The 26,743-nt window shown below is 63.4% G+C and carries 25 protein-coding genes; 6 read left to right on the plus strand and 19 right to left on the minus strand.

Annotated elements, in window-relative coordinates:
• The first annotated feature begins 11 nt into the window (after positions 1-11).
• Entirely contained in the window at positions 12-758 is a 747-nt protein-coding gene (cobA, locus tag EJA05_RS19840; RefSeq protein ID WP_125859507.1) for a uroporphyrinogen-III C-methyltransferase, read from the plus strand.
• Positions 759-827: 69 nt separating this feature from the next.
• On the opposite strand, the gene EJA05_RS19845 is transcribed toward cobA, so the two are convergent.
• The 8 genes from EJA05_RS19845 to ppsA form a co-directional block, all read right to left on the minus strand.
• Positions 828-1,862: an OmpA family protein gene (locus EJA05_RS19845; RefSeq protein WP_110991830.1), complete on the minus strand. Its 1,035-nt coding sequence runs from the start codon at positions 1,860-1,862 to the stop codon at positions 828-830.
• A gap of 110 nt (positions 1,863-1,972) precedes the next feature.
• Positions 1,973-2,539: an RNA polymerase sigma factor SigX gene (gene sigX / locus EJA05_RS19850; protein ID WP_110991831.1), complete on the minus strand. Its 567-nt coding sequence runs from the start codon at positions 2,537-2,539 to the stop codon at positions 1,973-1,975.
• A gap of 113 nt (positions 2,540-2,652) precedes the next feature.
• Positions 2,653-3,477, minus strand: coding sequence for a mechanosensitive ion channel family protein (locus tag EJA05_RS19855; RefSeq protein WP_110991832.1), 825 nt, complete (start codon positions 3,475-3,477; stop codon positions 2,653-2,655).
• Between the two features lie 2 nt (positions 3,478-3,479).
• Positions 3,480-3,743 carry a CrfX protein gene (locus EJA05_RS19860; protein WP_110991833.1) on the minus strand — a complete coding sequence of 88 codons (264 nt, stop codon included), beginning with the start codon at positions 3,741-3,743 and terminating at the stop codon, positions 3,480-3,482.
• Between the two features lie 106 nt (positions 3,744-3,849).
• Entirely contained in the window at positions 3,850-4,845 is a 996-nt protein-coding gene (locus tag EJA05_RS19865) for a zinc transporter ZntB (RefSeq protein ID WP_125859508.1), read from the minus strand.
• A 27-nt stretch (positions 4,846-4,872) separates the two neighbouring features.
• On the minus strand, positions 4,873-5,364 hold the full coding sequence (rraA, locus tag EJA05_RS19870; protein WP_125464957.1) for a ribonuclease E activity regulator RraA: 492 nt from the start codon (positions 5,362-5,364) through the stop codon (positions 4,873-4,875).
• Positions 5,365-5,558: 194 nt separating this feature from the next.
• On the minus strand, positions 5,559-6,551 hold the full coding sequence (locus EJA05_RS19875; protein ID WP_125859509.1) for an alpha/beta fold hydrolase: 993 nt from the start codon (positions 6,549-6,551) through the stop codon (positions 5,559-5,561).
• 156 nt (positions 6,552-6,707) lie between these two features.
• The gene (gene ppsA / locus EJA05_RS19880) at positions 6,708-9,083 is read right to left on the minus strand and encodes a phosphoenolpyruvate synthase (protein WP_110991837.1); all 2,376 of its coding nucleotides are present in this window, start codon (positions 9,081-9,083) and stop codon (positions 6,708-6,710) included.
• 182 nt (positions 9,084-9,265) lie between these two features.
• Here ppsA and ppsR point away from each other — a divergent pair, with 182 nt between their 5' ends.
• Complete coding sequence (ppsR, locus tag EJA05_RS19885; RefSeq protein ID WP_110991838.1) at positions 9,266-10,084, plus strand: posphoenolpyruvate synthetase regulatory kinase/phosphorylase PpsR; 819 nt, start codon at positions 9,266-9,268, stop codon at positions 10,082-10,084.
• Between the two features lie 187 nt (positions 10,085-10,271).
• On the opposite strand, the gene EJA05_RS19890 is transcribed toward ppsR, so the two are convergent.
• Positions 10,272-15,137, minus strand: a complete 4,866-nt coding sequence (locus tag EJA05_RS19890) for an NAD-glutamate dehydrogenase (RefSeq protein ID WP_125859510.1) — start codon at positions 15,135-15,137, stop codon at positions 10,272-10,274.
• Positions 15,138-15,479: 342 nt separating this feature from the next.
• Here EJA05_RS19890 and EJA05_RS19895 point away from each other — a divergent pair, with 342 nt between their 5' ends.
• The 4 genes from EJA05_RS19895 (at position 15,480) to EJA05_RS19910 (ending at position 19,409) form a co-directional block, all read left to right on the plus strand.
• Complete coding sequence (locus EJA05_RS19895) at positions 15,480-15,839, plus strand: hypothetical protein (RefSeq protein ID WP_125859511.1); 360 nt, start codon at positions 15,480-15,482, stop codon at positions 15,837-15,839.
• Positions 15,840-16,030: 191 nt separating this feature from the next.
• A complete protein-coding gene (locus EJA05_RS19900) occupies positions 16,031-16,741 on the plus strand; it encodes a FadR/GntR family transcriptional regulator (protein ID WP_125859512.1) in 711 nt (236 codons plus the stop codon).
• 103 nt (positions 16,742-16,844) lie between these two features.
• Complete coding sequence (gene lhgO / locus EJA05_RS19905; protein WP_125859513.1) at positions 16,845-18,038, plus strand: L-2-hydroxyglutarate oxidase; 1,194 nt, start codon at positions 16,845-16,847, stop codon at positions 18,036-18,038.
• Between the two features lie 42 nt (positions 18,039-18,080).
• Positions 18,081-19,409, plus strand: coding sequence for an MFS transporter (locus EJA05_RS19910; protein WP_125859514.1), 1,329 nt, complete (start codon positions 18,081-18,083; stop codon positions 19,407-19,409).
• Between the two features lie 6 nt (positions 19,410-19,415).
• Here the strand turns inward: EJA05_RS19910 and flhB are convergent, their stop codons facing one another.
• From flhB to EJA05_RS19960, 10 genes are all read right to left on the minus strand, one after another.
• A complete protein-coding gene (gene flhB / locus EJA05_RS19915) occupies positions 19,416-20,558 on the minus strand; it encodes a flagellar biosynthesis protein FlhB (protein ID WP_125859515.1) in 1,143 nt (380 codons plus the stop codon).
• 2 nt (positions 20,559-20,560) lie between these two features.
• On the minus strand, positions 20,561-21,337 hold the full coding sequence (fliR, locus tag EJA05_RS19920; protein ID WP_110991845.1) for a flagellar biosynthetic protein FliR: 777 nt from the start codon (positions 21,335-21,337) through the stop codon (positions 20,561-20,563).
• Positions 21,338-21,344: 7 nt separating this feature from the next.
• Positions 21,345-21,614: a flagellar biosynthesis protein FliQ gene (fliQ, locus tag EJA05_RS19925; RefSeq protein ID WP_110991846.1), complete on the minus strand. Its 270-nt coding sequence runs from the start codon at positions 21,612-21,614 to the stop codon at positions 21,345-21,347.
• A 21-nt stretch (positions 21,615-21,635) separates the two neighbouring features.
• A complete protein-coding gene (fliP, locus tag EJA05_RS19930) occupies positions 21,636-22,388 on the minus strand; it encodes a flagellar type III secretion system pore protein FliP (protein ID WP_110991958.1) in 753 nt (250 codons plus the stop codon).
• Between the two features lie 2 nt (positions 22,389-22,390).
• Positions 22,391-22,828 carry a flagellar biosynthetic protein FliO gene (fliO, locus tag EJA05_RS19935; RefSeq protein ID WP_407692104.1) on the minus strand — a complete coding sequence of 146 codons (438 nt, stop codon included), beginning with the start codon at positions 22,826-22,828 and terminating at the stop codon, positions 22,391-22,393.
• Between the two features lie 9 nt (positions 22,829-22,837).
• A complete protein-coding gene (gene fliN, locus EJA05_RS19940) occupies positions 22,838-23,296 on the minus strand; it encodes a flagellar motor switch protein FliN (RefSeq protein ID WP_125464967.1) in 459 nt (152 codons plus the stop codon).
• Between the two features lie 47 nt (positions 23,297-23,343).
• Positions 23,344-24,312: a flagellar motor switch protein FliM gene (fliM, locus tag EJA05_RS19945; RefSeq protein ID WP_110991849.1), complete on the minus strand. Its 969-nt coding sequence runs from the start codon at positions 24,310-24,312 to the stop codon at positions 23,344-23,346.
• Between the two features lie 10 nt (positions 24,313-24,322).
• Positions 24,323-24,820 (minus strand): flagellar basal body-associated protein FliL, encoded by a 498-nt coding sequence (gene fliL, locus EJA05_RS19950; RefSeq protein ID WP_125464968.1) that lies wholly within the window; start codon positions 24,818-24,820, stop codon positions 24,323-24,325.
• A gap of 149 nt (positions 24,821-24,969) precedes the next feature.
• Positions 24,970-26,307, minus strand: coding sequence for a flagellar hook-length control protein FliK (locus EJA05_RS19955; protein WP_125859517.1), 1,338 nt, complete (start codon positions 26,305-26,307; stop codon positions 24,970-24,972).
• Between the two features lie 72 nt (positions 26,308-26,379).
• On the minus strand, positions 26,380-26,727 hold the full coding sequence (locus tag EJA05_RS19960) for an Hpt domain-containing protein (RefSeq protein ID WP_110991852.1): 348 nt from the start codon (positions 26,725-26,727) through the stop codon (positions 26,380-26,382).
• Positions 26,728-26,743 lie beyond the last annotated feature (16 nt).

Genomic DNA, 26,743 nt, shown 5'->3' on the forward strand with positions numbered 1-26,743 from the left:
AGGAACACCCGATGAATGCGAAAGTCTGGTTGGTTGGCGCCGGCCCTGGCGACCCCGAACTGCTCACCCTCAAGGCTGTCCGCGCGCTGGGCCAGGCCCAGGTGGTGATGATCGACGACCTGGTCAACCCGGCCATATTGGCGCACTGCCCGCAGGCACGGGTGATTGCCGTGGGCAAGCGCGGCGGTTGCCGCTCCACCCCACAGGCCTTCATCCAGCGCCTGATGCTGCGCCACGCCCGCCAGGGGCGCTGCGTGGTGCGGCTCAAGGGCGGCGACCCGTGCATCTTCGGCCGCGCGGGCGAAGAAGCGCTGTGGCTGCGCGGCCACGGCATCGAAGTGGAGGTGGTCAACGGCATCACCGCCGGGCTGGCCGGGGCCACCCAATGCGACATTCCGCTGACGCTGCGCGGCGTCAGCCGTGGCGTGACGCTGTTGACCGCGCACACCCAGGACGACAGCGAACTGAACTGGCAAGCACTGGCCCAGGGCGGCACGACCCTGGTGCTGTATATGGGCGTGGCGCGGCTGGAGCAGATTCGCCGTGGCCTGCTGCAAGGCGGGATGGCGCCCGGCACGCCGGTGGCGATGATCGAGAATGCCTCATTGCCGCAGCAACGCGAGTGCCGTAGCCACCTGGCGGCACTGGAGGAGGACGCCTTGGCCTTTGGCTTGCGCAGCCCGGCAATTCTGGTAATCGGTGAGGTGGTGGGGGCAGTGCAAGCGGGTATCGAGCGTTTTCGTGCCTTGGCAGGCTGACACGCCGCAAATATCCCAGGCAAAGAAAAACCCGGCCGAGGCCGGGTTTTTCGTGAAGCTTCAAACCAATTACTTGGCCTGGGCTTCTACCTGAGCTTCTACGCGACGGTTAACGGCGCGGCCAGCTTCGGTGGCGTTGTCGGCGACCGGACGGGTCTCACCGTAGCCAACCGAGTCAACACGGCTGGATTCGATGCCGTACTGCTGGGTCAGGACCTGCTTGACAGCGCCAGCACGACGCTCGGACAGCTTCTGGTTGTAAGCGTCTGGGCCGACGGAGTCAGTGTGACCTTCCACGGTGGTGGTGGTCTGTGGGTACTGCTTCATGAAGTCAGCCAGGTTCTTGATGTCGCCGTAGCTGTTAGGCTTGACGACCGACTTGTCGAAGTCGAACTTGACGTCCAGCTCAACGCGAACGACTTCGGCAACAGCCGGGCAGCCATCAGCGTCAACGGTAACGTTGGCTGGGGTGTCAGGGCACTTGTCGACGTTGTCGCAAACGCCGTCGTTGTCGCTGTCGGAGCAGACTTCAGCAACTGGAGCTGGAGCGGCTTCGGCGTGCTTCGGGCTACCGCCGAAGTTCAGGCCGATACCAACGCTCGGGGCCCACTCGGTGTCGCCCTGGTCGATGTTGTACTGAGCTTCAACGCCGGCACGGGCGTAGAACATGTCAGTGATGTACCACTTGGCGCCAGCGCCAACGTTGGCGAAGGTGGACTGGTTACGACCACCACGGCCGGTCTGGCCGAGCGACTGGTGGGAGAAACCGGCCGAAACGTATGGACGGATGGCATCGTACGGGTTGTTGAAGTGGTACAGAGCGTCCAGGGCGGTGTTCGAGCCCTTGATGTTCTTGCCGTCTTCGCCACGTGCGTTGTGAACTTCGTCGTAGCCCAGACGCAGTTCAACGTCGTCGGTCAGGAAGTAACCAACCGAACCGCCGAACAGGTTGCCGTCGTTCTTGAAGTCGCGCTGGCTGTCGAAGAATTCTTTCTTGTAGAAGCCTTCAACCTCAACGGCGCCTTGACCTTGTGCCAGAGCGCCAAACGAAGTGGCGGCTACAAGCGAACCAATGGCCAAGCCCAAGGTGTTTTTCAATTTCATCCGTTAAATCCCCATCTGGTGATAGTTAAGCAGTCCCACCAACATCCGGGGGACAACTCGACGGCAAGTCTAGCAGAACTCGCCGGTTGGTTAGAGATATTTGAACGCCACTAAGTTTCAGTGAGCCCAGCAAATTTCTCTCTAAGCTTGTCGAGCGCACGCTTGTAGCGCATTTTCGTGGCGCTCAGGCCCATGTGCATGATGTCAGCGATCTCCTGGAATTCCAGCTCTGCGACAAATCGCAGCACCAGGATTTCCCGGTCGATCGGGTTCACATGCACCAGCCATTTATCCAGCCCGCCTTTCTCTTCCGGTTTCGGAGCCTTGTCCTCGGACGCCTCTTCGACAGGGTCCAGGCTCAAGGCATCCATCAACCTGCGCTTGCGGCGCTCCTTGCGGTACTGGGTGATGCATTCGTTGTAGGTGATGCTGTAGAGCCAGGTCTTGAACTTGGATTTACCCTCGAAGTTCTTCAGCCCGTACAACACCTTGAGCATCACCTCCTGACAGACATCGTCAGCATCCCGGTCGTTCCCCAGATACCGCGCACACACATTGAACAGCGTGCGCTGGTAGCGCCTCATGAGCTCCTCATAGGCGCGGGTAACGTGAAACAGCTCCTCATGCGAACGCGCCACCAACTCCTCGTCGGTGAGCTCCCGGGGGTCATAGCGCATGGGCGGCAAATGAACTTTATTCAATGCGGATCTGGCCGACAGTCGGGTCAATGTCGCCGCTCAGCCCCAAGGGCCGATTTTCGCGGCGGCATACATTAACAGCTTTTGTGCGGTTAGCGGCTATTTACGCGCTGCTCGAGCAGTTCGCGATTCGACAGCGACACCAGTTCGCCATCATCGGTCAGCAGCGTCGTCTTGACCGTGCCGATCTCTTCGATATGCCCTTCGACCTCTCCAATCCGCACCTGCTGGCCGACCTGATAGAGTTCGCGCACGTAGATTCCAGCAAGAATCTGCCCGGCGATTTCACGGCTGCCGAGGCCCATTGCCAACGCAATTGCCAGACCAACGGTTATCAAACCGATGACGATCACATGGTTGAGCAGGTCGGTCTTGACCTCCAACTGGCTGATCGCCACCGAGATGCTGATGATGATCACCAGGCCCTGGGCAATCCGCCCGACACCGGCGGCGTATTCCAGGCCAATGCCTTCGGCGGCGCCGCGCACCAGGCCGTTGACCAGCTGTGCCAGCAGCACGCCGGCCAGCAGCACCAGCGCCGCACCAAACACCTTCGGCAGGTACAGGGCGAGCATGTCCAGCGTTGCCGAGACCCGCTCCAGGCCCAGGGATTCCGCGGCAGAGACCAGGAAGATCAACAGCACGAACCAGTAGACGATCTTGCCGACCAGCGTCGAAATCGGCACCTGGATCCCTGCCCGGGCAAGGATCTTGGTCAGCCCAGTACCGCTCATCAAGCGATCCAGGCCAAGTTTGGCCAGCAGCTTGGACAGCAGTGTGTCGAGCAGCTTCGCCACGACGAAACCAAGCAGCACTACCACCAGCGCCCCGAACAGGTTGGGGATGAAGTTCGCCACCTTGGTCCAAAGGGCAGTCATGGCGGTGACCAGACTCTGGGTCCAGAGATCGAGTTCCATATTCAATCGGCCTTATCTACGTTTCTGCCGGAGGCAGGGTTGCGGGTGGCATTGCGACGCACTGGCGCGACATGCGCCGAGCCATTGTTGACAGCGATCATCAGTGCCTGGCTCCAGCGGCCCAGCAGGCTGAACAGATCGCCCACGCCGACCTGGCGGTTGGCAGTCTTGAGCACGCGACCCAGGCAGGCGGCGTCGTCGCGCTCCTGGCCGGAGGGTGACGCCTTGAGCAGGTCGCGCAGGGATTCTTCAAACGGATCGTGCATGGGCACCTCGCGCAGTGTCAGTCAAAGACGAGATCTGCGAGCGATGGGTCACACAGGGATGTGGGACGAATGTTTCAGGATGAGAACAGAACAGGCCGCACGCCATCTAGACCCACCGCAGCTTGCGGAACAACAGCCACTGCCCCACCGCCAGGCCCAGCACGATCAGGCTGGCGAACAGGAAACCATAAGGGCTGTTCGAGCCCGGTATGCCGCCGACATTGATGCCCAGCAAACCGGTGACGAAGCTCATGGGCAGGAAGATGCAGGTAATGATGCCGAAGCGGTACATGGTCCGGTTCATCCGCTCGCTGCGGCGCCGATCTTCGCTTTCCAGCACCAGGGCAGCGCGCTCGCGGGCCAGTTCCAGCTCTTCGAGATAACGGATCAGGCTGTTGTTGAGCTCGTTCCAGTAGTCGCTGTCGGGGTCGGCGAACCAGCTGCACTTGTTACGCGACAACTGCGCGTAGATATCCCGCTGCGGTGCAAGGAAACGGCGCAGGCCGGCGGCGCGTCGACGGATCTGCTGCAGGCTGCCTTGCTCAGGCGCATACCGTTCGTCGGCTTCCACCTTCTCTTCTTCGAGATCGACCGCCTCGGACAGGTCGCTGACCAGCGCCTGGACCTTCTCGGTGAGCAACTCGCCCATCAGCAGCAACAGCTCGGACGCCGATTTCGGCCCCCTGCCCTCGTCCAACTGCTGAAGCACCTCGTCGCTGGCGCGCAGCGGCCGCAGGCGCAGCGAGATGACCCGCCGCGCTTCGGCGAAAATGCGCACCGAAACCATGTCCTCAGGCTCGGCACCCGGGTTGAGGTTGACCCCGCGCAAGAACAGCAGCATCTGCTCGTTGGCCAGCTGCAGCAGGCGCGGGCGGGTGTTCTCTTCCAGCAGCAGGTCGCAGGCGAACTCGCTCAGGCCACTGTCGTGCAGCAGCCAGGTGCGGGTTTGCGGATGGCTACGATCCCAATGCAGCCACAGGCTCTCCAGCGGCTGCAGCTGCAAATCGTCCAGCTCGGTACGGGCTATCGAACGCGCGCCGCCTTTGCCATCGAGCACCAGGGCATGCACCAGCCCCCACTGCGCGTTGTCTTCCTCGAACATCAAAGCTCCATCAGCGCGCGCCGCGCGTCACTCGGGCATCTTCAGCGGGCTTGGCGAGACGATTACGCCATTGTTGTCGGCGTACACATACTCGCCCGGGCGGAAGGTCACCCCGGCAAAGGTCACCGCGACGTTGAGGTCGCCAATACCGCGTTTGTCGGTTTTCATAGGATGGCTGGCCAGGGCCTGCACACCCACATCGGTCTGCACCAGCACGTCGACGTCGCGCACACAGCCGTAGATCACCAGGCCTTCCCAGCCGCTCTTCGCCGCTTTTTCGGCGAGCATGTCGCCCAGCAGCGCACGGCGCAGCGAACCACCGCCATCGACCACCAGCACCTTGCCCTTGCCGTCGAGTTCGACCTGCTCCTTGACCAGCGAGTTGTCCTCGAAGCACTTGATGGTGACGATCTGGCCGCCGAACGAGTCGCGGCCACCGAAGTTGCTGAACATGGGTTCTAGCACCTGGACGAGATCTGGGTAGGCGTCGCACAGGTCGGGCGTTACGTAATGCTGCATGGGAAACTCCTGTCAGTCACAACGAAAGCGAAAGTGGGATCAAGGCTACACCTTGCAAGGTACGGCAGTCATCCGGGACCGAGCAGTCAGTTTGCTTTTGCCTGCCCCGGCCTCTTCGCGGGTAAACCCGCTCCCACAGGAGAGGTGTGAAATCCTGTGGGAGCGGGTTTATCCGCGAAGAGGCCAACGCAGAATCAACTGGCAGGCACCGGCTCCATCACCACCGTCGAGGCATGCACCGGCACCTGCGGATCCCTCAGCCAGCGCTCCACCAACGGCCACACCTGGGCCTGCGCCGCCTTGCTGACCAGCATGTCGACGTGCCCGAAGGCATCGAAGCCCTGCTCCTGCCCCAGGCGCAGGAACTGCTTGCTGTCACCGCCCAACTGATCGAACAGCTTGCGGCAAGCCCACACCGGGTCCTGGAAATCCCCTGCCCCGGCCACGGCCAATACCGGCACATCGACCTCGGCCAGCCCCGCCCACCAATCGCGGTCCTTGTCGCCGAACCGGCCGAACAGACCATTCCAGCGCAGGCTTTCAAGCGCCAGGCCAATCGGTTCGTCTTCCGGGCCACGCTTGAGCCGCGAACCGCTGATCTGGTCAAAGCGCTTGAGCAGCAGCTTCGCCCCCCACGCCACCGGCGGCACCTTGAGCGGCCAGTACACGCGGCTGACCTGGGCGCCGAAGAAGGCTGCGCTGGCCACCTGCGCGCTGGCCAGGTAGCCACCGCCCAGCGCAGCGGCCAGGGTGGTACCGCCCAGGGAATGGCCTAGCCAGTGCGGCGCCTGCCCGGCCTGCTCCTGGACAAAAGCACCAATCACCGGCAGGTCATAGCGGGCATAGTCGGCCACACGGTTGTGCTGCCAGGCGCGGTTGCGTGGCGACAGGCCATGGCCGCGCATCTCCGGGATCCATACATCGAAACCGGCACGGGCGAGGTAGGCACCCAGGCCGATGCCCTTGGGTGAGTACCAGAAGCGCCGATTGGAAAAACTGCCGTGCAGGAGAATGACCGGTACGCCTTGAGCAGGGCCCTGGTCGGCCAGGCCCAGACGCGTGACGGCCAGCTCGACGCTCGAATCGGGGCTGTTGCCGGCCTTGATCCGGTAGACGTCTTCGCTGAGGTCGCCGCGGCGCTCGGCACTGAGCAACGCGACGGGGAATTGGGTGCTGCTGCTTTGCATGGCTTCACGAACAGATAAAAGACGACAACGTGGGAGCGGGCTTGCCCCGCGATGGCGTCGGGACAGGCTACTAGAGGTGTCCTGGCTGACGCCATCGCGGGGCAAGCCCGCTCCCACGCATAAACACGAGGGCGTCATGCGCCCTCGCCGATCACATCAGGCTGCGCCCTGGCCTTCGGCCAGGAAGAACCAGGTCTCGAGCACCGAGTCCGGGTTCAGCGACACGCTCTCGATGCCCTGCTCCATCAGCCACTTGGCCAGGTCCGGGTGGTCCGATGGGCCCTGGCCGCAGATGCCGATGTACTTGCCGGCCTTGTTGCACGCGGCGATGGCGTTGGCCAGCAGCTTCTTGACGGCAGGGTTACGCTCGTCGAACAGGTGGGCGATGATCCCCGAGTCGCGGTCCAGGCCCAGGGTGAGCTGGGTCAGGTCGTTGGAACCGATCGAGAAACCGTCGAAGTACTCGAGGAACTCCTCGGCCAGGATGGCGTTGGACGGCAGCTCGCACATCATGATCACGCGAAGGCCGTTGTCGCCACGGGCCAGGCCGTTTTCGGCGAGCAGGTCGACGACCTGGCTGGCTTCGCCCAGGGTGCGCACGAACGGCACCATGATCTCGACGTTGGTCAGGCCCATCTCGTTACGCACGCGCTTGAGGGCGCGGCATTCGAGCTCGAAGCAGTCACGGAACGACTCGCTGATGTAGCGCGAGGCGCCGCGGAAGCCCAGCATCGGGTTTTCTTCTTCCGGCTCGTACAGCTTGCCGCCGATCAGGTTGGCGTATTCGTTGGACTTGAAGTCCGACAGGCGCACGATGACCTTTTTCGGGTAGAAGGCTGCAGCCAGGGTGCTGATGCCCTCGACCAGCTTCTCGACATAGAAGCCGACCGGGTCGCTGTAGCCGGCGATGCGCTTGTCGACGCTCTCTTTGAGCTCCGGCGGCAGGCCCGCGTAGTTCAGCAGCGCCTTGGGGTGCACGCCGATCATGCGGTTGATGATGAACTCCAGGCGCGCCAGGCCCACACCTTCGTTGGGCAGCTGGGCGAAGTCGAACGCGCGGTCCGGGTTGCCCACGTTCATCATGATCTTGAACGGCAGCTCCGGCATGGCGTCCACCGAGTTCTGCTTGACGTCGAAGCCCAGCTCGCCTTCGAAGATGAAGCCGGTGTCGCCTTCGGCGCAGGACACGGTCACGCCCTGGCCGTCTTTGAGCACCTGGGTGGCGTTGCCGCAACCGACCACAGCCGGGATACCCAGTTCACGCGCAATGATCGCCGCGTGGCAGGTACGCCCGCCGCGGTTGGTGACGATGGCGCTGGCGCGCTTCATCACCGGCTCCCAATCCGGGTCGGTCATGTCCGAGACCAGCACGTCGCCGGGCTGGACCTTGTCCATTTCCGACACGTCCTTGATCACCCGCACCTTGCCGGCGCCGATGCGCTGGCCGATGGCACGGCCTTCGACCAGCACGGTGCCTTTCTCCTTGAGCAGGTAACGTTCCATGACGTTGGCGCTGGCACGGCTCTTCACGGTCTCAGGGCGGGCCTGAACGATGTACAGCTTGCCGTCGTCACCGTCCTTGGCCCACTCGATGTCCATCGGGCGCTGGTAGTGCTGCTCGATGATCATCGCCTGCTTGGCCAGCTCAGCCACTTCGGCGTCGCTCAGGCAGAAGCGTGCGCGTTCGGCGCGGTCGACTTCGACGGTCTTGACCGAACGGCCGGCCTTGGCTTCGTCGCCGTAGACCATCTTGATCGCCTTGCTGCCCAGGTTGCGGCGCAGGATCGCCGGGCGACCAGCCTGCAAGGTGTTCTTGTGTACGTAGAATTCGTCCGGGTTGACCGCACCCTGCACGACGGTTTCACCCAGGCCGTAGGCGCCGGTGATGAACACCACGTCACGGAAGCCTGACTCGGTGTCGAGGGTGAACATCACGCCGGCGGTGCCGGTTTCGGAGCGAACCATGCGCTGCACGCCGGCGGACAGGGCGACCAGCTTGTGGTCGAAGCCCTGGTGCACGCGGTAGGCGATGGCACGGTCGTTGAACAGCGAGGCGAAGACTTCCTTGGCCGCGCGGATCACGTTGTCGACGCCACGGATGTTGAGGAAGGTTTCCTGCTGGCCGGCGAACGAGGCGTCCGGCAGGTCTTCGGCGGTGGCCGAGGAACGCACGGCGACCGCCATGTTGTCGTTGCCGGCGGCCATTTCGGCGAAGGCCGTACGGATTTCCGAATCGAGGCGTGCCGGGAATTCGGCTTCCATGACCCACTGGCGGATTTGGGCGCCGGTCTTGGTCAGGGCATTGATGTCATCGACGTCCAGCGCGTCGAGCGCGGCGTGGATACGGTCGTTCAGGCCACTCTGTTCGAGAAAGTCGCGGTACGCCTGAGCCGTAGTGGCAAAGCCGCCCGGCACCGAAACGCCGGCACCGGCAAGATTGCTGATCATCTCGCCCAGGGATGCGTTCTTGCCCCCCACATGCTCCACATCATGGACGCCGAGCTTATCGAGGGAAACTACGTACTCTACCAAGGTGATCTCTCCACTAACTGTATTGGAAAAGCTCAAGGGCGCCCGCCTGTCTGCTCTGCGACTGGGCCGGGACGCTTGTGGCCTGGACCTGGAAAATAAGTGAGAATGCCGAGCAACCGCGTTCGGCAAACCGAACCTATCATATCCAGAAATCTTCGGCAGCTTAAGGCCCCCAGGTGCAAATGAAACGAACCGCGTTTTTCATCTCCGACGGTACCGGCATCACTGCAGAAACGTTGGGGCAGAGCCTGCTCGCACAATTCGAGAGCATTCCGTTCAATAAATTCACCCGCCCCTACATCGATACGCTGGACAAGGCCCGGGCCATGGTCCAGCAAATCAACGCGGCGGCCGAGCGTGACGGGGTCCGCCCGATCATCTTCGACACCATCGTCAACCAGGACATCCGCGAAGTCATGGCCACGTCCAATGGCTTCATGATCGACATCTTTTCGACGTTTTTATCCCCACTAGAGCAGGAATTGACCGCCCATTCGTCGTATTCCGTGGGCAAATCCCACTCGATCGGCGGCAATTCCAACTACATGGAGCGTATCGAGGCGGTCAACTTCGCCCTCGACAACGACGACGGCGCGCGGACCCATTACTACGACAAGGCCGACCTGATCCTGGTGGGCGTGTCACGCTGCGGCAAGACCCCCACCTGCCTGTACATGGCGATGCAGTTCGGTATTCGCGCCGCCAACTACCCGTTGACCGAGGACGACATGGAGCGCCTGCAGCTGCCGGCGGTGCTGAAGAAGCACCACAACAAGCTGTTCGGCCTGACCATCGACCCCGACCGCCTGACCGCCATCCGCCACGAACGCAAGCCCAACAGCCGCTATTCGAGCTTCGCCCAGTGCGAGTTCGAGGTGCGCGAGGTAGAAAGCCTGTTCCGCCGGGAGAACATTCCCAACATCAACTCCACGCATTTTTCGGTGGAAGAGATTTCGGCGAAAATCCTGGTGGAAAAAGGCGTGGAGCGGCGGTTCAAGTAAGGCCAGCGTCGCCTGTTTCGCGGGTAAACCCGCTCCCACAGGCACAGCACAGGATTCAAAGCCAGCGAGGCCCCTGTGGGAGCGGGTTTACCCGCGAAGAGGCCAACACTTTCAACACAAGGCGTAAAGAAAAGCCCCGACATCACTGCCGGGGCTTTCTTTTACCTCAACTACCTCAACGCTCGGCTCAGGACGGGATCACCGCCGCCTGCCCGCTCATCGCCAGGTCGACCAGCTCGCGGTTGGCCACCGCGTACATCGCATAGTCGGTACCGGTGGCGTTGCGCAGGTCGTCGAGCATGGCGCGCCAGCGCTCCACCATCACCCGGTGCTGCTCGCACCACAGGGCCACGCGGGCGTCCATGTCGTCCGGCGCATCGGCCATCTGCAATACCGAGATGGTGATTGCCCGCTGCTGCAGGTCGATGTCATCGCGGAACGCTTCGCGGGCCAGGGCCTGCCAGTTGTTTTCCACCGGCAGGTTGCTGATTTCCTGCAGGTACCAGGTCAGGTCCAGCGAGCTGCCCACGGCAAAGAACGCCTTGGCCACCTGTGCAGGATCATGCCCGGTCACGTCGGACGCTTCGATGATCGGCAGCAAGGTGTACAGGTGCGTGGTACCAGCGACCATACGCGCCAGCAGCTCCGGCACACCGGCTTCGACGAAGCCCTGGTAGCGGACCATCCAGCGTTCGCGGGTCGGGCCTTCGAGCAGTTCGTCGAGCTTGAGCCCAAGCTGGGCGATCTTCGGCCCGAAGTGGGCGACGTCACGGCCAGCGTCCTGCTCGTTGCGCCGGCTGCGCAGGAACCAGCGGGTAGCGCGGCGGCCCAGGCGCATCAGCTCGTCCATCAGGGTCAGTTGGATCTCGGCCGGGACCTGGTAGTCGAGGGCCTCGATCTGACGGAACCAGTGCGGCAGGTGGAAGATGTCGCGCACGATCACATAGGCGCCGGCCACGTTGGCCGGGCTCATGCCGGTGGACTCCTTCAGGCGCTGCACGAAGGTGATGCCCATGTTGTTGACCAGGTCGTTGGCGATCTGGGTGCTGACGATCTCGCGTTTCAGGCGGTGGCCGCGCATGGAGTCGGCGTACTTGGTCACCAGCGATGGTGGGAAGGCGGTCTCCATGTCGCGGGTGAGGTAGTCGTCGTCCGGCACCAGCGACTTGAGCAGTTGCTCCTTGAGGTCGATCTTGCTGTACGAGATCAACACCGACAGCTCGGCGCGGGTCAGGCCCTGGCCTGCGGCCAGGCGCTCGGCCAGTTGCTCTTCACTGGGCAGGAACTCGATGGCGCGATCCAGCTTGCCACGGGCCTCGAGGTCGGCCATCAGGCGCTTGTACTCGGCAATCCGCTCGCGGGCGCGGCGCGCGGCCAGCGACAGCGCTTGCGTCTGCTTGTAGTTGTTGCCCAGCACCAGCCCGGCCACTTCGTCGGTCATGCTGCCCAGCAGCTGGTTACGCTGCTTTTCGGTCATGTCGCCGGCCTGCACCACTTCGTTGAGCAGGATCTTGATGTTGACCTCGTGGTCGGAGCAGTCCACACCACCCGCGTTGTCGATGAAGTCGGTGTTGGTGGCGCCGCCATTGAGGCCGAACTCGACACGGCCCAGTTGGGTCATGCCCAGGTTGCCGCCCTCGCCCACCACCTTGCAGCGCAGCTCGTTGCCGTTGACGCGCAGGGCATCGTTGGCCTTGTCGCCGACATCGGCGTGGCTTTCGCTGCTGGCCTTGACGTAGGTGCCGATACCGCCGTTCCACAGCAGGTCGACCGGCGCCTGCAGCAGGGCGTGCAACAGCTCGGTCGGGGTCAGGCGGTCGGCTTCGATGGCGAAGCGTTCCTTCATCTGCGGGCTGATGGCGATGCTCTTGGCACTGCGCGGGAAGATCCCGCCGCCTTCGGACATGATGCTGGTGTCGTAGTCGCTCCAGGCCGAGCGCGGCAGGTCGAACAGCCGCTTGCGCTCGACGAAGCTGGTGGCCGGGTCCGGGTTCGGGTCGATGAAGATGTGCAGGTGGTTGAACGCGGCCACCAGCTGCAGTTTTTCCGACATCAGCAGGCCGTTGCCGAACACGTCACCGGCCATGTCGCCCACACCCACCACGGTGATCGGGTCTTCCTGCACGTTGATGCCGCGCTCGCGGAAGTGGCGCTGCACGCCCACCCACGCGCCACGGGCGGTGATGCCCATCTTCTTGTGGTCATAACCGGCCGAGCCGCCCGAGGCGAACGCATCACCCAGCCAGAAGCCGTAGTCGATGGCGATGCCGTTGGCGATGTCGGAGAAGGTCGCGGTGCCTTTGTCCGCGGCGACCACCAGGTACGGGTCGTCGTCATCGTGACGCACCACGTTCGCAGGCGGCACCACGCCACCGTCCTTGAGGTTGTCGGTGATGTCGAGCAGGCCGGAGATGAAGATGCGGTAGCACGCCACGCCCTCGGCGGCAATCTCGTCACGGCTGCCGCCCAGCGGCAGGCGGCGCGGCAGGAAGCCGCCCTTGGCGCCCACCGGCACGATCACCGAGTTCTTCACCTGCTGGGCCTTGACCAGGCCCAGCACTTCGGTGCGGAAGTCTTCTTCGCGGTCCGACCAGCGCAGGCCGCCACGGGCAACGTTGCCGAAGCGCAGGTGCACGCCCTCGACTCGCGGCGAATAGACGAAGATCTCGAATTTCGGTACCGGCTTGGGCAGCTCGGGGATCAGCTTGGGGTTGAACTTGAAGCTGAAGTACGACTTGTTCTGGCCGTTGGCATCCGGCTGGTAGAAGTTGGTGCGCAGGGTGGCCTTGATCAGGTCCAGGTAGCGCCGCAGGATGCGGTCCTCGTTGAGCACCTGCACGTCGTCCAGGGCGGTGAGGATCGCCTGCTCCAGGCGCAGCTGCTTGTCGTCGAGGTCTTCCTGGGTGAGCTTGCGCGCCAGGTAGAAACGGGTCTTGAACAACCGGGTCAACTCGCGGGCGATGTCGGTGTGGTTGTTCAGGGTGCTGGCGATGTAACCCAGGTCGAAGCCCAGGCGGATCTGCTTCAGGTAGCGGGCATAGGCGCGCAGCAGTGCCACGTCGCGCCACGGCAGGCCGGCGGTCAGCACCAGGCGGTTGAAGGCGTCGTTCTCGGCGTCGCCCTTGACGATGTGGACGAAGGCGTCCTGGAAGGTGTCGTTGAGCTGCTGGATATCCAGGTTCAGGCCTTCGCTGTAGGTGAAGGCGAAGTCGTGAATCCAGAACTCACGGCCGCTGGCATGGCGCAGGCGGTAAGGGAACTCGCCGAGCACGCGCAGGCCGAGGTTTTCCAGGATCGGCAGCACGTCCGACAGCGCCAGCGGCGTATCGGCGTGGTACAGCTTGCAGTGCAGCGTGCGTTCGCCGAGTTGCGTGAGCGGCTGGTAGAAGCTCATGGCCAGCGGTTTTTGTTCCGACAGGTTCAGCACGTGCTGCATGTCGACCACCGCCGAATGGGCGGCGAAGCGCTCGCGGTAGCCGGCCGGGAAGCCTTTCGGGAACTCATCGAGGATGTTGGTGCCCTGGGCTTCGCCGAAGTTTTCCACCACCAGCGCCGAGTAATCGTCATGCCACGAGCGGCAAGCCTGGATCACTTCGTTTTCCAGCTGCTGCAGGTCGATATCGATGCGGTTCTTCGGGTCGACGCGCAGGATCAACTGCACGCGGGCCAGCACCGATTCGGAGAAGAAGGTCCAGAATTCGCAGTCGGTGGCCTTCAGGCGCTCCATCAGCACCTGCTGGATCTTCTGCCGCACTTCGGTGGAGTAGATCTCGCGAGGCACGTAGGCCAGGCAGTAGCAGAAGCGGCCGTACGGGTCCTTGCGCAGGAACACGCGGATCTTGTTGCGCTCCTGGATCTGCACGATCGACATGGCGGTGCTGAACAGCTCGTCGACCGGGGTCTGGAACAGGTCGTCGCGCGGCAGCACTTCGAGTACCTGCGCCAGCTCCTTGCCCAGGTGGGCCTTGGGGTCGAAGTGCGAGCGGCGCTCGACTTCGGCCACCTTGCCGCGAATGTAAGGGATGGTATGCACGCTCTCGCCGTACACCGACGAGGTGTACAGGCCCATGAAGCGGCATTCCTTGAGCACATTGCCGTCTGCGTCGATCTGGCGGATCGACACGTAGTCCGGGTAGGCCGGGCGGTGCACGCGGCTTGGCTGGGAGGCCTTGGCGAACGACAGCAGGCGCGGCTCGCGCAGGTAGGCGACGGCGTAGTCCTCGATGCGCAGGTCGTCGGCACCCAGGCCGGCGCGCAGCAGGCGGGTCAGGCCGAGGAAGGAGGCATCGTCGTAGACCAGATGGCCACCGTCGGCATCGGCCTGGACGGTGAACTCTTCATAGCCGAGGAAGGTGAAATGGTTGTCCAGCAGCCACGACAGGAAGCTCTTCACCTCTGCCTTGTCGTTCTGCTCCGGGCCAAAGGCGTTCTGTTCGACCAGAGCCAGCAGTTCATGGATCTTGGCCTTCATCGGCTCGAAGTCGGCGACCACGCCGCGCACTTCGGCCAGTACCTGCTCCAGTTCCTTGGTCAAGGTAGTGAGCTCGGCGCTGTTGGAGCAGCGGTCGATCTCCAGGTACATCAGCGATTCGTGGCTGACGCCCTCGCCCTGGGTGCCCTTGGGCAGCAGCTCGAGCAGTTCGCCCTTGCTGCCCCGGCGTGCGCTGAGCACGGTGGTCTGCAGGGTGTGGATACTGTAGCCGCGGCGGTTGAGTTCGGTACGCACCGAGTCGACCAGGAACGGCAGGTCGTGGTGCAGCACCTCGACCACGGTGTGGGTGGATTGCCAGCCGTGGCGTTCGTAATCAGGGTTGTAGACCCGCACCTGCGGGTGTTCGGGGTCGAAGCGCTCGATGATGCGCCAGGCGGAAAGCGTGCAGCCGGCGAGGTCGGAAAGCCGCCGCTGAGTGAGTTCGTCCAGAGAGATGATGCCGAAGAACTGGTCGGCGAACAGTGCAACTTGTGGCAGGGACTGTTCGCTGATGTGCTGCGCCAGGGCCGCTTGCAGTTGATGCTGGAAGTCGGCTTTGCTGGCTGCGGTGAAGAACGCCATCTGTGGTACTCCGCTTGGGCTTTTATAGGTGAAGCGTCGCGTGCGTGCGCCTTGTACGGATCAACCATAGCCAACCCGTGGCAAGACGGAAGCGTTGGGTACCTGCAAAAGCGACTGCCCGGTGGCTGTGCCTTTACGGGAACCCATCGACTGGGGAGCTTAACGACTGAACGGTCACTCCGGCTTGCAGCGCTGCGACATATTCGGTCAATGACCGGCAGCAAGCCTCGGGCTGCAAGCTTCGCGCCGCAATCAGCAAAATCCGAGATTTGCGCCGCCGCGCTTGACCTGCCGAACCTTGAAGCTGAAGCTTGCGCCTTTGACTACCGACCCGAGCCGCCCATGCAATTGAAAACCGCCCTGCTCTTCGCCACCCCTTGTGACGACGAGGAAGACAACATGGCGACCCTGTGCTGCCACAGCGACAAGGGCCAGATGTTCCTGCTGACCCGTTACCCGGACGAGGACACGGTCGACCTGACCCTGGATGACGAGCCGTCGACCCTGGACGGGCTGAAGGTGACGCTGAGTGCCGAACGCTTGCTGATCGAGGTGGCTGCGGGAGACCGCGATGCGCTCAAGGGCGATGAAGCGCTGGAGATCATCCTGACTTCGCAAGGCAGTGATATGGAGGAAGTGGCGCTGACATTGCGCAACATCCTTGAAGGTACCGGGACATTCAACAACGAACTGTTAAGGTAGCCCGCCGGCCTCTTCGCGGGTAAACCCGCTCCCACAGGTTCACTGCAAGCCCCGAGGGCGGCACTGCACCTGTGGGAGCGGATTTACCCGCGAAGAGGCTGCAACAGGCGACTTTGCCAGCAGCGCCGCCGTTGACAGGGGACCCTCGGAACGGGCATTGTCTGACAACCTGATCAATTGGCTCCTCCTCCATGCTAGAACTCCAGCGCCCCGACACCCTGGTCGAACGGGTCGTCAGCGCCATCCGCGGCGAGATCGATGCCGGCCGCCTGGCCGCCGAATCGCGCCTGCCCACCGAACAGCAACTGGCTGAACAGCTGAACGTCAGCCGCTCGGTGGTACGTGAGGCCGTGGCACAGCTCAAGGCCGATGGCGTGCTGATCGCCCGCCGCGGGCTCGGCTCGTATATCTCGCAGACGCCCCACGGCACGGTATTCCGCTTCCCCGACAGCCAAGGGCGCAAACCGGACCTGGTGCAGATGTTCGAGATGCGCCTGTGGATAGAAACCCAGGCCGCCGCCATCGCCGCGCGCCGCCGTGATGCCGATGACCTCGATCGCATGGCCTTGGCCCTGGGCACCATGGAAGACCAGCGCAGCGACTTCGCCACCGCCTCTGCCGCCGACGTGGCCTTCCATCGCGCTATCGCCGAGGCCAGCAAGAATGACTACTTCGTGGCATTCCATGATTTTCTCGGGGGCCAGTTGGCCGCCGCGCGTCGCACCGCCTGGGAAAACTCCGCCGCCCACTCGATAGGCGGTTCGGCCGATGCTCTAAGCGAGCACCGGGCACTGTACCAAGCCATCTGCGCTGGCGACCGCCAAGCCGCCGCCGCTTGTGCCGAAGCACACCTGCGGGCTTCGGCCAAGCGCCTGAAACTCGACCTTCCCACCCTCGACTGAACCCGGAGAACCTCATCGCATTCCCGCGAGGTTTTCTCGCGCACTACTTAGTCTGACAACCTGATAAGCAGATCCACCGACAAGAACACCAAGGTAATCCTGCATGACTTACGACTACTGCATCATCGGCGGCGGCATCGTCGGCCTCGCTACCGCCATGGCCCTGCTGCAACAGCGCCCAGGGGCCTCACTGCTGATCCTGGAAAAGGAAGCCAGCCTCGGCCGTCACCAGACAGGCCACAACAGTGGCGTGATCCACGCAGGCATCTACTACGCACCCGGCAGCCTCAAGGCTGACCTGTGCAAGCGCGGCGCCCAGGCCACCAAAGACTTTTGCCGCGAGCACGGCATCGCCTTCGAAGTCTGCGGCAAGCTGCTGGTAGCCTCCAACGACCTGGAAATACAGCGCATGCAGGCGCTCTACGAGCGTTCGCAACAGAACGGCTTGAAGGTCGAACGCCTGGACGCCGCCGAGCTGCGCCAGCGTGAGCCGAATATCGTCGGCAAAGGTGCGCTGTTCCTCGACGCCACCGGCATCGTCGATTACAAGCAGGTGTGCAATGCCATGGCCAAGGTCATTCGCCAGGCCGGTGGCGAGCTGCACCTGTCCACCCCGGTGCGCGCGATCCAGGAGCATGCCGAGCACGTCAGCGTCAGCAGCGACGGCAATACCTGGCACGCCCGCCAACTGGTGGCCTGCGCCGGCCTGCAGTCCGACCGCCTGGCACGCCTGGCCGGGGTGAAGATCGATCACCAGATCATCCCCTTCCGCGGCGAGTACTACCGCTTGCCGGCGAGCAAGAACCAGATCGTCAACCATCTGATCTACCCGATCCCCGACCCGGAGCTGCCGTTCCTGGGGGTGCACCTGACGCGAATGATCGATGGCAGCGTCACCGTCGGCCCCAACGCGGTGTTGGGTTTTGGCCGGGAGAACTACCAAAAGTTCTCGGTGAACTGGCGCGATGTCGCGGAGTACGCGCGCTTCCCGGGGTTCTGGAAAACCATCTGGAACAACCTCGGTTCCGGCACCGCCGAGATGAAGAACTCGCTGTTCAAGCGTGGCTACCTGGAACAGTGCCGCAAGTATTGCCCGTCCCTGCAGGTCGAAGACCTGCTGCCCTATGAAGCCGGCATCCGCGCCCAGGCCGTGATGCGCGACGGCACCCTGGTGCATGACTTCCTGTTCGCCGAGACCCCGCGCATGGTGCATGTCTGCAATGCCCCGTCGCCGGCTGCCACCTCGGCCATCCCGATTGGCCAGATGATCGCCGAGAAGATCCTCAAGGCCCGCTGATTCACCGCTACACCCCTATTACAAAGACAATAAGGAAACCCCATGTCGGTACACGAGGCGGCCCCGGCCGCAAGCGAGACACCCGCACAGCAACGCAAACGCCTGCGCAAGGTGGCAGCGGCGACCATCTTCGGCTCGATGCTGGAGTGGTACGACTTTTATCTCTACGCCACCATGGCGGCGATCGTCTTTTCGAAGATCTTCTTCGACCCGAGCAACCCGGCGGTGGCCTCACTGCTGGCGTTCTCCACCTTCGCCATCGGCTTCATCGCCCGCCCCTTCGGCGGCGTGCTGTTCGGCTACCTGGGCGACCGCTTCGGGCGCAAGCACGTGCTGGTGATCACCTTCTGCATGATGGGCGTGTGCACCATGCTCATCGGCCTGATCCCCGGCTACGCCACCATCGGTATCTGGGCACCGATCCTGCTGGTGGTGATCCGCATCATCCAGGGCCTGGGCGCCGGCGCCGAACTGTCCGGTGCGGCGGTGACCTCCTATGAACATGCCAGCGAAGGCAAGCGCGGCAGCCAGGGCGCCTGGCCGGCGCTGGGGCTGAACCTGGGCCTGTTGCTGTCGTCGCTGACCGTCTACCTGCTGACCATGAACGGCAATGAATTCCTGCTTGCCGGTGGCTGGCGCATCCCCTTCATCGCCAGCATCGCCCTGGTAGCGGTAGGCCTGTGGGTGCGCAAGAGCATCCCCGAGACCCCGGACTTCAAGGAACTCGACCATGCCGATGACAAACCCAAAGTCTCGCCCCTGAAACTGCTGTTCAAGAACGACCTCAAGGGCCTGGCCGTGGTGTTCTTCGTCGCTATCGGCTACAACGCGCTGAGCTACATCTTCAAGACGTTCTCGCTGGCCTATCTCACCCAGTTCAAGGGCGTCGAGGCGCACGTCACTTCCCTGTCGGTGACCCTGGCCAGCCTGGTGGCGATCTTTGCCGTGCCGTTCTTCGGCTGGCTGTGCGACAAGTGGAGCAGCAAGACCGTGCTGATGCTCGGCGGGCTGCTGTCGGCGCTGTTCGCCTACCCCTTCCTGCGCTTGCTGTCGACCGGCGAGCCGATGCTGATCTATGTGGCCATCGCCGTCGGCACCGGCATCCTGGCGCCGATGATGTTCGCCCCCCAGGGCTCGTTCCTCAGCCGCCAGTTCCCGACCCAGACGCGCTCTTCGGGTTTTGGCACCGGGCGTGAGGTCGGTACCGCAGTAGCGGGTGGCCTGGCCCCACTGGGCGGGCTGGCGCTGGTGGCAAGCTCGGCCACACACTCGACGGATGGCGTGGCGCTGATGCTTGCAGTGGCCGGTGCATTGGTGGTGGTCGCCGCCTTCTTCGATCAAGGCTGGCGGCACTCACGCACCAAGAACTGAGCGGGCTCAGCTGTCGCGCCGCAGGTCGTCGGGGATGGGCAGGTCCTTCTTCAACGGCTCCGGCGGCTTGCCCCTGCCGGCGCGGTACTGGCGAATCTGGAACACGTACGCCAGCACCTGCGCCACCGCCATGTACAACCCGGCGGGGATTTCCTGCTCGATTTCCGTGGAGTAGTAGATCGCCCGCGCCAGGGCCGGCGATTCGAGGATCTGCACCTTGTGTTCGACGCCGATCTCGCGAATCTTCAAGGCCATGAAGTCTGTGCCCTTGGCCAGCAGCAGCGGCGCCGCACTGCCTTTTTCCGGGTCGTACTGCAAGGCCACGGCATAGTGGGTCGGGTTGGTGATGATCACGTCGGCATCGGGCACCGCCGCCATCATGCGCCGCTGCGACATCTCGCGCTGCAGCTGGCGTATGCGCTGCTTGACCTCGGGCTTGCCCTCGGAGTTCTTGTACTCGTCGGTCACTTCCTGCTTGGTCATCTTCAGCTTCTTGTGCGACTGCCAAAGCTGGTACGGCACGTCGAGCCCGGCGATCAGCAGCAACCCCGCGGCCATCCACAAGGCACTCCAACCGACCACCTGGAGCGCCTGGATGATCGCCATCTCCATCGGCATCTTGCCGATGGCCAGCAGCGCCTCACGATCACTGACCAGCACCACCAGCGCCACCACCAGGATCATGATGAACTTGGCAAGGGCCTTGAGCAGCTCGGTCAGCGAATTCATCGAGAACATGCGCTTGATCCCCGACAGCGGGTTCAAGCGGCTGAATTTGGGTTGCATCAGGCTGCCGGAGAACAGGAAACCGCCCAGGGCGATGGGCGCGACGAACGAAATGACGAACAGCAGGATCAGGATCGGCTGCACCGACCAGATGGCCATCTTGCCCGATGCCAGCAGGAACGCCCCCATGCTGCGCTCATCCACGATCACTTCGCGGGTCAGGGTGAAGTTCATGCGCATCAGGTTCATCAGGCTTTCGGCCAGACTGCCGCCGAAGGCCAGAATGCCGCCCGCTCCCGCCAGGGTCACGGCAACCGTGTTCAGCTCCTTGGAACGGGCGATCTCACCTTTTTCCCGCGCGTCTTTTTTGCGCTTTTCGGTGGGTTCCTCTGTCTTGTCCTGCCCGCTCTCGCTTTCGGCCATGCTCAGCGCGCCCGTGCCAGTTCACGCAGCCACTGCAGCGCTTCGCTGGCCAGTGCCTGGTAGTGAGAAAGAATGTCGGCCAGGCCGACCCAGAAGATGCCCATGCCCAGCACCAGGGTGAGCGGGAAACCGATGGAAAAGATGTTCAACTGGGGTGCGGCACGGGTCATCACGCCGAAGGCGATGTTGACCACCAGCAACGCGGCGATCGCCGGCAGGATCAGCAGCAATGCGGCGCCCATCACCCAGCTCAGGCGCCCGGCCATCTCCCAGAAGTGATTGACCACCAGGGCGCTGCCCACCGGCAGCGTGGTGAAACTCTCGGTCAGCACCTCGAACACCACCAGATGCCCGTTCATCAACAAGAACAGCACGCTCACCAGCATGGTCAGGAACTGGCTGATCACCGTGACGTTGACGCCGTTGGCCGGGTCGACCATCGACGCGAAGGCCATGCCCATCTGCACCGCGACGATCTGCCCGGCAATCACGAAGGCCTGGAACAACAGCTGCAAGGAGAAACCGAACAACGCCCCGACGATAACCTGCTCGGCGCACAGCAGCAGGCCGCGCAGGCTCAGCGGTTCGAATTCGGGGATGGGCGGCAGGGCCGGCACGATCACCACGGTGATTGCCACGGCCGCGTAAAGGCGAACCCGGGCCGGCAGCATCTTGGTGCCGAAGATCGGCATGGTCATCAGCACCGCCGTCACCCTGAACAGCGGCAGGATGAAGGTGGCGACCCAGGTGCCGATCTGCGCGTTGGTCAACTCCAGCATGGCGGCGTCAACCGATCAGGTGCGGGATGTTGGTGTACAGCCCGGTGATGTATTCCATGAATTTCTGCACCAGCCAGGGCCCGGCGACGATCAGCGTGATCAGCATCACCAGCAGGCGGGGCAGGAAGCTCAGGGTCTGTTCGTTGATCTGGGTGGCGGCCTGGAACATCGCCACCACCAGGCCGACCAGCAAGCTCGGCACCACCAGCACCGCCACCATCAGCGTGGTCAGCCACAACGCGTCACGAAACAGGTCGACTGCGACTTCTGGCGTCATGTCAGGCTCTCCATTTGGGTGTCAGACACCGCCGAAACTGCCGGCCAGGGTACCCATGATCAGCGCCCAGCCATCGACCAGCACGAACAGCATGATCTTGAACGGCAGCGAAATGATCAGTGGCGACAGCATCATCATACCCATGGCCATCAGCACACTGGCGACCACCATGTCGATGATCAGGAACGGGATGAAGATCATGAAGCCGATCTGGAACGCGGTCTTGAGCTCCGAGGTGACGAAGGCCGGCACCAGGATGGTCAGCGGCACCTGGTCGGGGCCGGCGATATCGGTGCGCTTGGACAGGCGCATGAACAGGTCGAGGTCGCTTTGCCGGGTTTGCGCCAGCATGAAGTCCTTCAGCGGCCCCTGGGCCTTGTCGATCGCCTGCTGGGCGGTCATCTGCTCGGCCAGGTACGGCTGCAGGGCGTCCTTGTTCACCCGGTCGAACACCGGCGCCATGATGAACATGGTCAGGAACAGCGCCATGCCGGTGAGCACCTGGTTGGACGGAGTCTGCTGCAAGCCCAGCGCCTGACGCAGGATGGAGAAGACGATGATGATGCGGGTGAAGCTGGTCATCAGGATGACGAACGCCGGGATGAAGCTCAGCGCCGTCATGATCAGCAGGATCTGCAGGCTGACCGAGTACTCCTGCTGCCCGTCCGCCCCGCTGGACAGGGTGATGGCCGGTATCGACAAAGGGTCGGCGGCCAGGGCCAATGGCGCAGCCAGCAGCAGCGCCAGGGTGAACAGCATGCGCAGGGCGCCCATCATCACTTCTTGTCCTTCTGATCCTTGCCCATCAGCTCGAGCAGCCGCTGGGCGAACTCCGGCGTGGCCTGGCGTGCCGCTGCGGGCACTTCGACAGGCTCGGCCATGACATGCAGGGCTTCGATGCTGCCCGGCGTATGGCCGATGAGAATCTGCTCCTTGCCGACCTGCACCAGCAGCAACCGGTCGCGCGGGCCGATGGCGCGGCTGCCGACGATCTCGATCACCTGGGCACCGCGCTGCGCGCTGCCTTGCATGCGCCGCAGCAGCCAGGCCAGGAAGAAGATCAGGCCCACCACCAGCAGCAGGCCGAAGACCATCTGCGCCAATTGCGCCCCCAGGCCGCCCGGTACCGCAGTGGGCGGCGCAGCCGTTTCGCCGGCAGCGATCACCGCTTCACTGGCCAGCAGCGCCGCCAGGGCCGAAACGCCCCGCACCATGCCGTTCACTCAGCGCAGCTTCTTGATACGTTCGCTGGGGCTGATCACGTCGGTCAGGCGGATGCCGAACTTCTCGTTGACCACCACCACCTCGCCATGGGCGATCAGGGTGCCGTTGACCAGCACGTCCAGCGGCTCGCCAGCCAGGCGGTCGAGTTCGATTACCGAACCCTGGTTGAGCTGCAGCAGGTTGCGGATGTTGATCTCGGTGCTGCCCACTTCCATGGAGATGCTCACCGGGATATCCAGGATCACGTCCAGGTTCGGGCCTTCGAGGCTGACGTGCTCGTTGGGCTTGGGGGAGCTGGCGAACTCTTCCATCGGCAGGCGGTTGCTGGCGCCGCTGTCGCCACCGAGCAGTGCATCGATGTCCGCCTGGCCGGCATCGCCGGTTTCCTCGAGCGCTGCAGCCCACTCATCGGCCAGCGCCTGTTCCTCTGGGGAGTTGATCTCGTTTTCGTTAGCCATGATTTCCTCGACAACCTTTCAATACGTTTAAAGCGACCGGCCCGCCGTCAGCGGCGCTCGATCGGGTCGATGATCTGCAGCGACAGGGTGCCCTTGTGCGAACCCAACCGCGCCTTGAACGCTGGCACGCCATTGGCGCGCAACACCAGATGCTCCGGCAGCTCCACCGGAATCACATCGCCAGGCTGCATGTGCAGGATGTCGCGCAGCTTGAGCTGACGCCGGGCAACGGTGGCCGACACTGGCACGGCCACGTCCAGTACGTCCTCGCGCAGGGCCTTGACCCAGCGTTCGTCCTGGTCGTCCAGGTCGGACTGGAAACCGGCGTCGAGCATCTCGCGCACCGGCTCGATCATCGAGTACGGCATGGTCACGTGCAGGTCGCCGCCGCCGCCGTCCAGTTCGATGTGGAAGGTCGATACCACCACCGCCTCGCTGGGGCCGACGATGTTGGCCATGGCCGGGTTGACCTCGGAGTTGATGTACTCGAAGTTGACCGGCATGATCGCCTGCCAGGCTTCCTTGAGGTCGATGAAGCACTGGTCCAGCACCATGCGCACCACGCGCAGCTCGGTGGGGGTGAACTCACGGCCCTCGATCTTGGCGTGGCGGCCGTCGCCGCCGAAGAAGTTGTCCACCAGCTTGAACACCAGCTTGGCGTCGAGGATGAACAGCGCGGTACCGCGCAACGGCTTGATCTTGACCAGGTTGAGGCTGGTGGGCACGTACAGCGAATGCACGTACTCGCCGAACTTCATGACCTGCACGCCACCCACCGCCACGTCGGCGGAGCGGCGCAGCAGGTTGAACATGCTGATGCGGGTATAGCGGGCGAAACGTTCGTTGATCATTTCCAGGGTCGGCATGCGCCCCCGGACGATACGGTCCTGACTGGTCAGGTCGTAGCTCTTGATGCTGCCGGGCTCGCCGGCACTTTCGGTTTGTACCAGACCATCGTCCACCCCATGCAGCAGGGCGTCGATTTCATCCTGGGACAGCAGGTCCTGCACGGCCATCTATGTGCTCCTACTGCAATACGAAATTGGTGAACAACAGCTGGTCGACGACCGGCCTGCCGACTTCTTTCTGCGCCACTTCCTGAACCACCGCGGTGGCTTTCTGGCGCAGCATCTCCTGGCCTACCGGGCTGCTGGCGAGGGTATCGAAACCCTGCCCGGAGAACATCATGACCAGGTTGTTGCGGATCACCGGCATGTGCACCTTGAGCGCGTCCAGGTCGGCCTGGCTGCGGCCCTGCATGGTGATGCTCACCTGCATGTAGCGCTGGCGACCGTTCTGGTTGAAGTTGACCACGAAGGCCGGCGCCAGCGGCTCGTAGATAGCCGCCGGCTTGACGTTGGCCAGGGCTGGGTCCGGCGCCGGAGCGGATTCGCCCTTGTTCATGAAGAACCAGGTGGCGCCCACCGACAGGCCGACTGCCAGCAGCAGGGCCAGCACCAGCAGCAGGATCAGCTTGAGTTTGCCTTTAGTGGCGGGGTCTTTCACTGCGTCGCTCTTCGCCATGCCAATAATCCGTCGTCCATCGAGGTTTCAAAGAAGGATGACGTGGCTTGAGCAAGTGTTATGCCAGATTTGTCAGGAGCATGCCGCACGCCCCTTGAAGGAGCGGCCTTGTGTCGCGAAAAGGCCGCTCCTGCAGGGGGCGCGAAACATCAGGCGTAGTAGTCGACCGCGCTGTCGCCCACCACCACCTGCTGCTCCACCGGCTGGCCGGCATCAGCCAGCTCGCCACCCTCACCCGCGGCAGCGGCACGGCGGGCCGCCACGCCGGACAGGTTCGAAGCGTCCTGCTGGGCCTGCTGTTGCTGCTGGCCACGGGACTGGTCGGCGACACTCACGTCGGGCTGGGCCAGGCCCTGCTGGGTGAACAGTTCACGCAGGCGGTGGACCTGGCTGTCGAGGGCCTCGCGCACGCCGGCATGGCCACTGACGAAGTGGATCTGCGTGGGCTGGTCCGCCGCCACATTGACCCGGATGTCGAGGCGGCCAAGTTCGGCGGGCTCAAGCTGGATATCCGCCGACTTGAGGTTCTGGCTGGACAGGTACATGACGCGGTTCACCAGGCCCTCGGTCCAGGCACCCTGGTTCATCGCCAGCGGCTGTTGCAGCGGGCTGGGAGTTACCGGCACGGCATTGGCGGTCTTGGCGGTGACGGCCTGGGTGAGGTTGGCCAGGCGATCGGCAAAGTCATCCACCCGCGTGTCGCTGCTTGCACCCTTGAGGTCCTTGAGGCCGCTATCAAGCAGCCCGGCGAATGCCTTGTCGCCCTGCTCGGCATGGCCAGGCTCGGCCTCCGCCTTGCCGACCACATTCGCCAAGGTATTGACGGCAATCGGGTCAGGCTCGGCAGGTTGCTGACTCGTCTCGGCGCGTGCACTGCTGGCATGGGCCGAGGTCGTCCCCTGGGCCTTGGCGCTCTGCTCCAGCGCCAGGCGCAGGGCCGGCATGTCGGCGAGCGGGTCGGCATCAGGGTCGAACTCGGCAACCGGAGCCGACACCTTTGCCTCGGTCACGGGCGGCGCTGGCTGCGGTGATGGCTGCATGGCTGCCTGCAACACCGGCGCGACCACCTCGGCCTGGGCCTGAATTAATTGGGCGCCCGTCTGGGCATCGGTGACCTGGCCTGCGACCAGGCTGGCATCGATGATCGTCGTATCGGCGGTAGCAGTGCTATCAGCTGTCGCGCTGCCATCAGGCAGGGCCGCTGGCAAGTTATTGCCGTCATCGGCAAGGTCTTTCGAGGCGCCAGCCTCTTTCTTGCCGCCGGCAACCGCCCCCGGCTTATTGCTGGCGGTTGCTTGCGCAGGGCCTTGGCTGGCCTTGTCGTCACGGGCTGGCACGCTGTCGCGACCCTGCCTGGACATCACCTGATCGAAGCCGGCACCACGGCTATCCGCCGCCTTGGGCGATTTGTCCGCCACACTGGCGGACGGGCGCGAGGCGCTGCTCGCAAGGCCGGTTTGCAACAATGGATTGGGTGCGACAGGCATAGAAAAGGTCTCCGCGCCGAAACTCAAAAAATCGAATGGGCAAAGACACGCAAAACTCGCGCCAGGACACCCTCAGTCAGTTGAAATACGTTGGCTTTCACTGCGATAGAACAGCTCGACGGCCTGATACTCCTGGTCGATACGGTTGATCAGGTCTTCTATGCCATACAACGGAACCTGCCGTGCGCGCTCCTCCAGTTGCTGGCAAAGCCGCGCCAACTCGACAGCCCCCATGTTGCTGCTGCTGCCCTTGAAGCTGTGCGCCGCCAAGCCCAGCTCGGCGGCATCCTTGGCCTTGTGCAACTGGCTCAGGCGCCGCTCGGAGTCTTCAAGGAAGGTTTCCAGCAACTGCAGGTAGCCCCCCTCCATGACCTCACGCAGGTCACGCAGCACCTTGTGATCGATATGCATGTCCACCACTTGCTCACTCCCTGAT

It is taken from the genome of Pseudomonas oryziphila (genome assembly GCF_003940825.1).
In the GTDB taxonomy this organism is placed as follows: Bacteria; Pseudomonadota; Gammaproteobacteria; order Pseudomonadales; family Pseudomonadaceae; genus Aquipseudomonas; species Aquipseudomonas sichuanensis.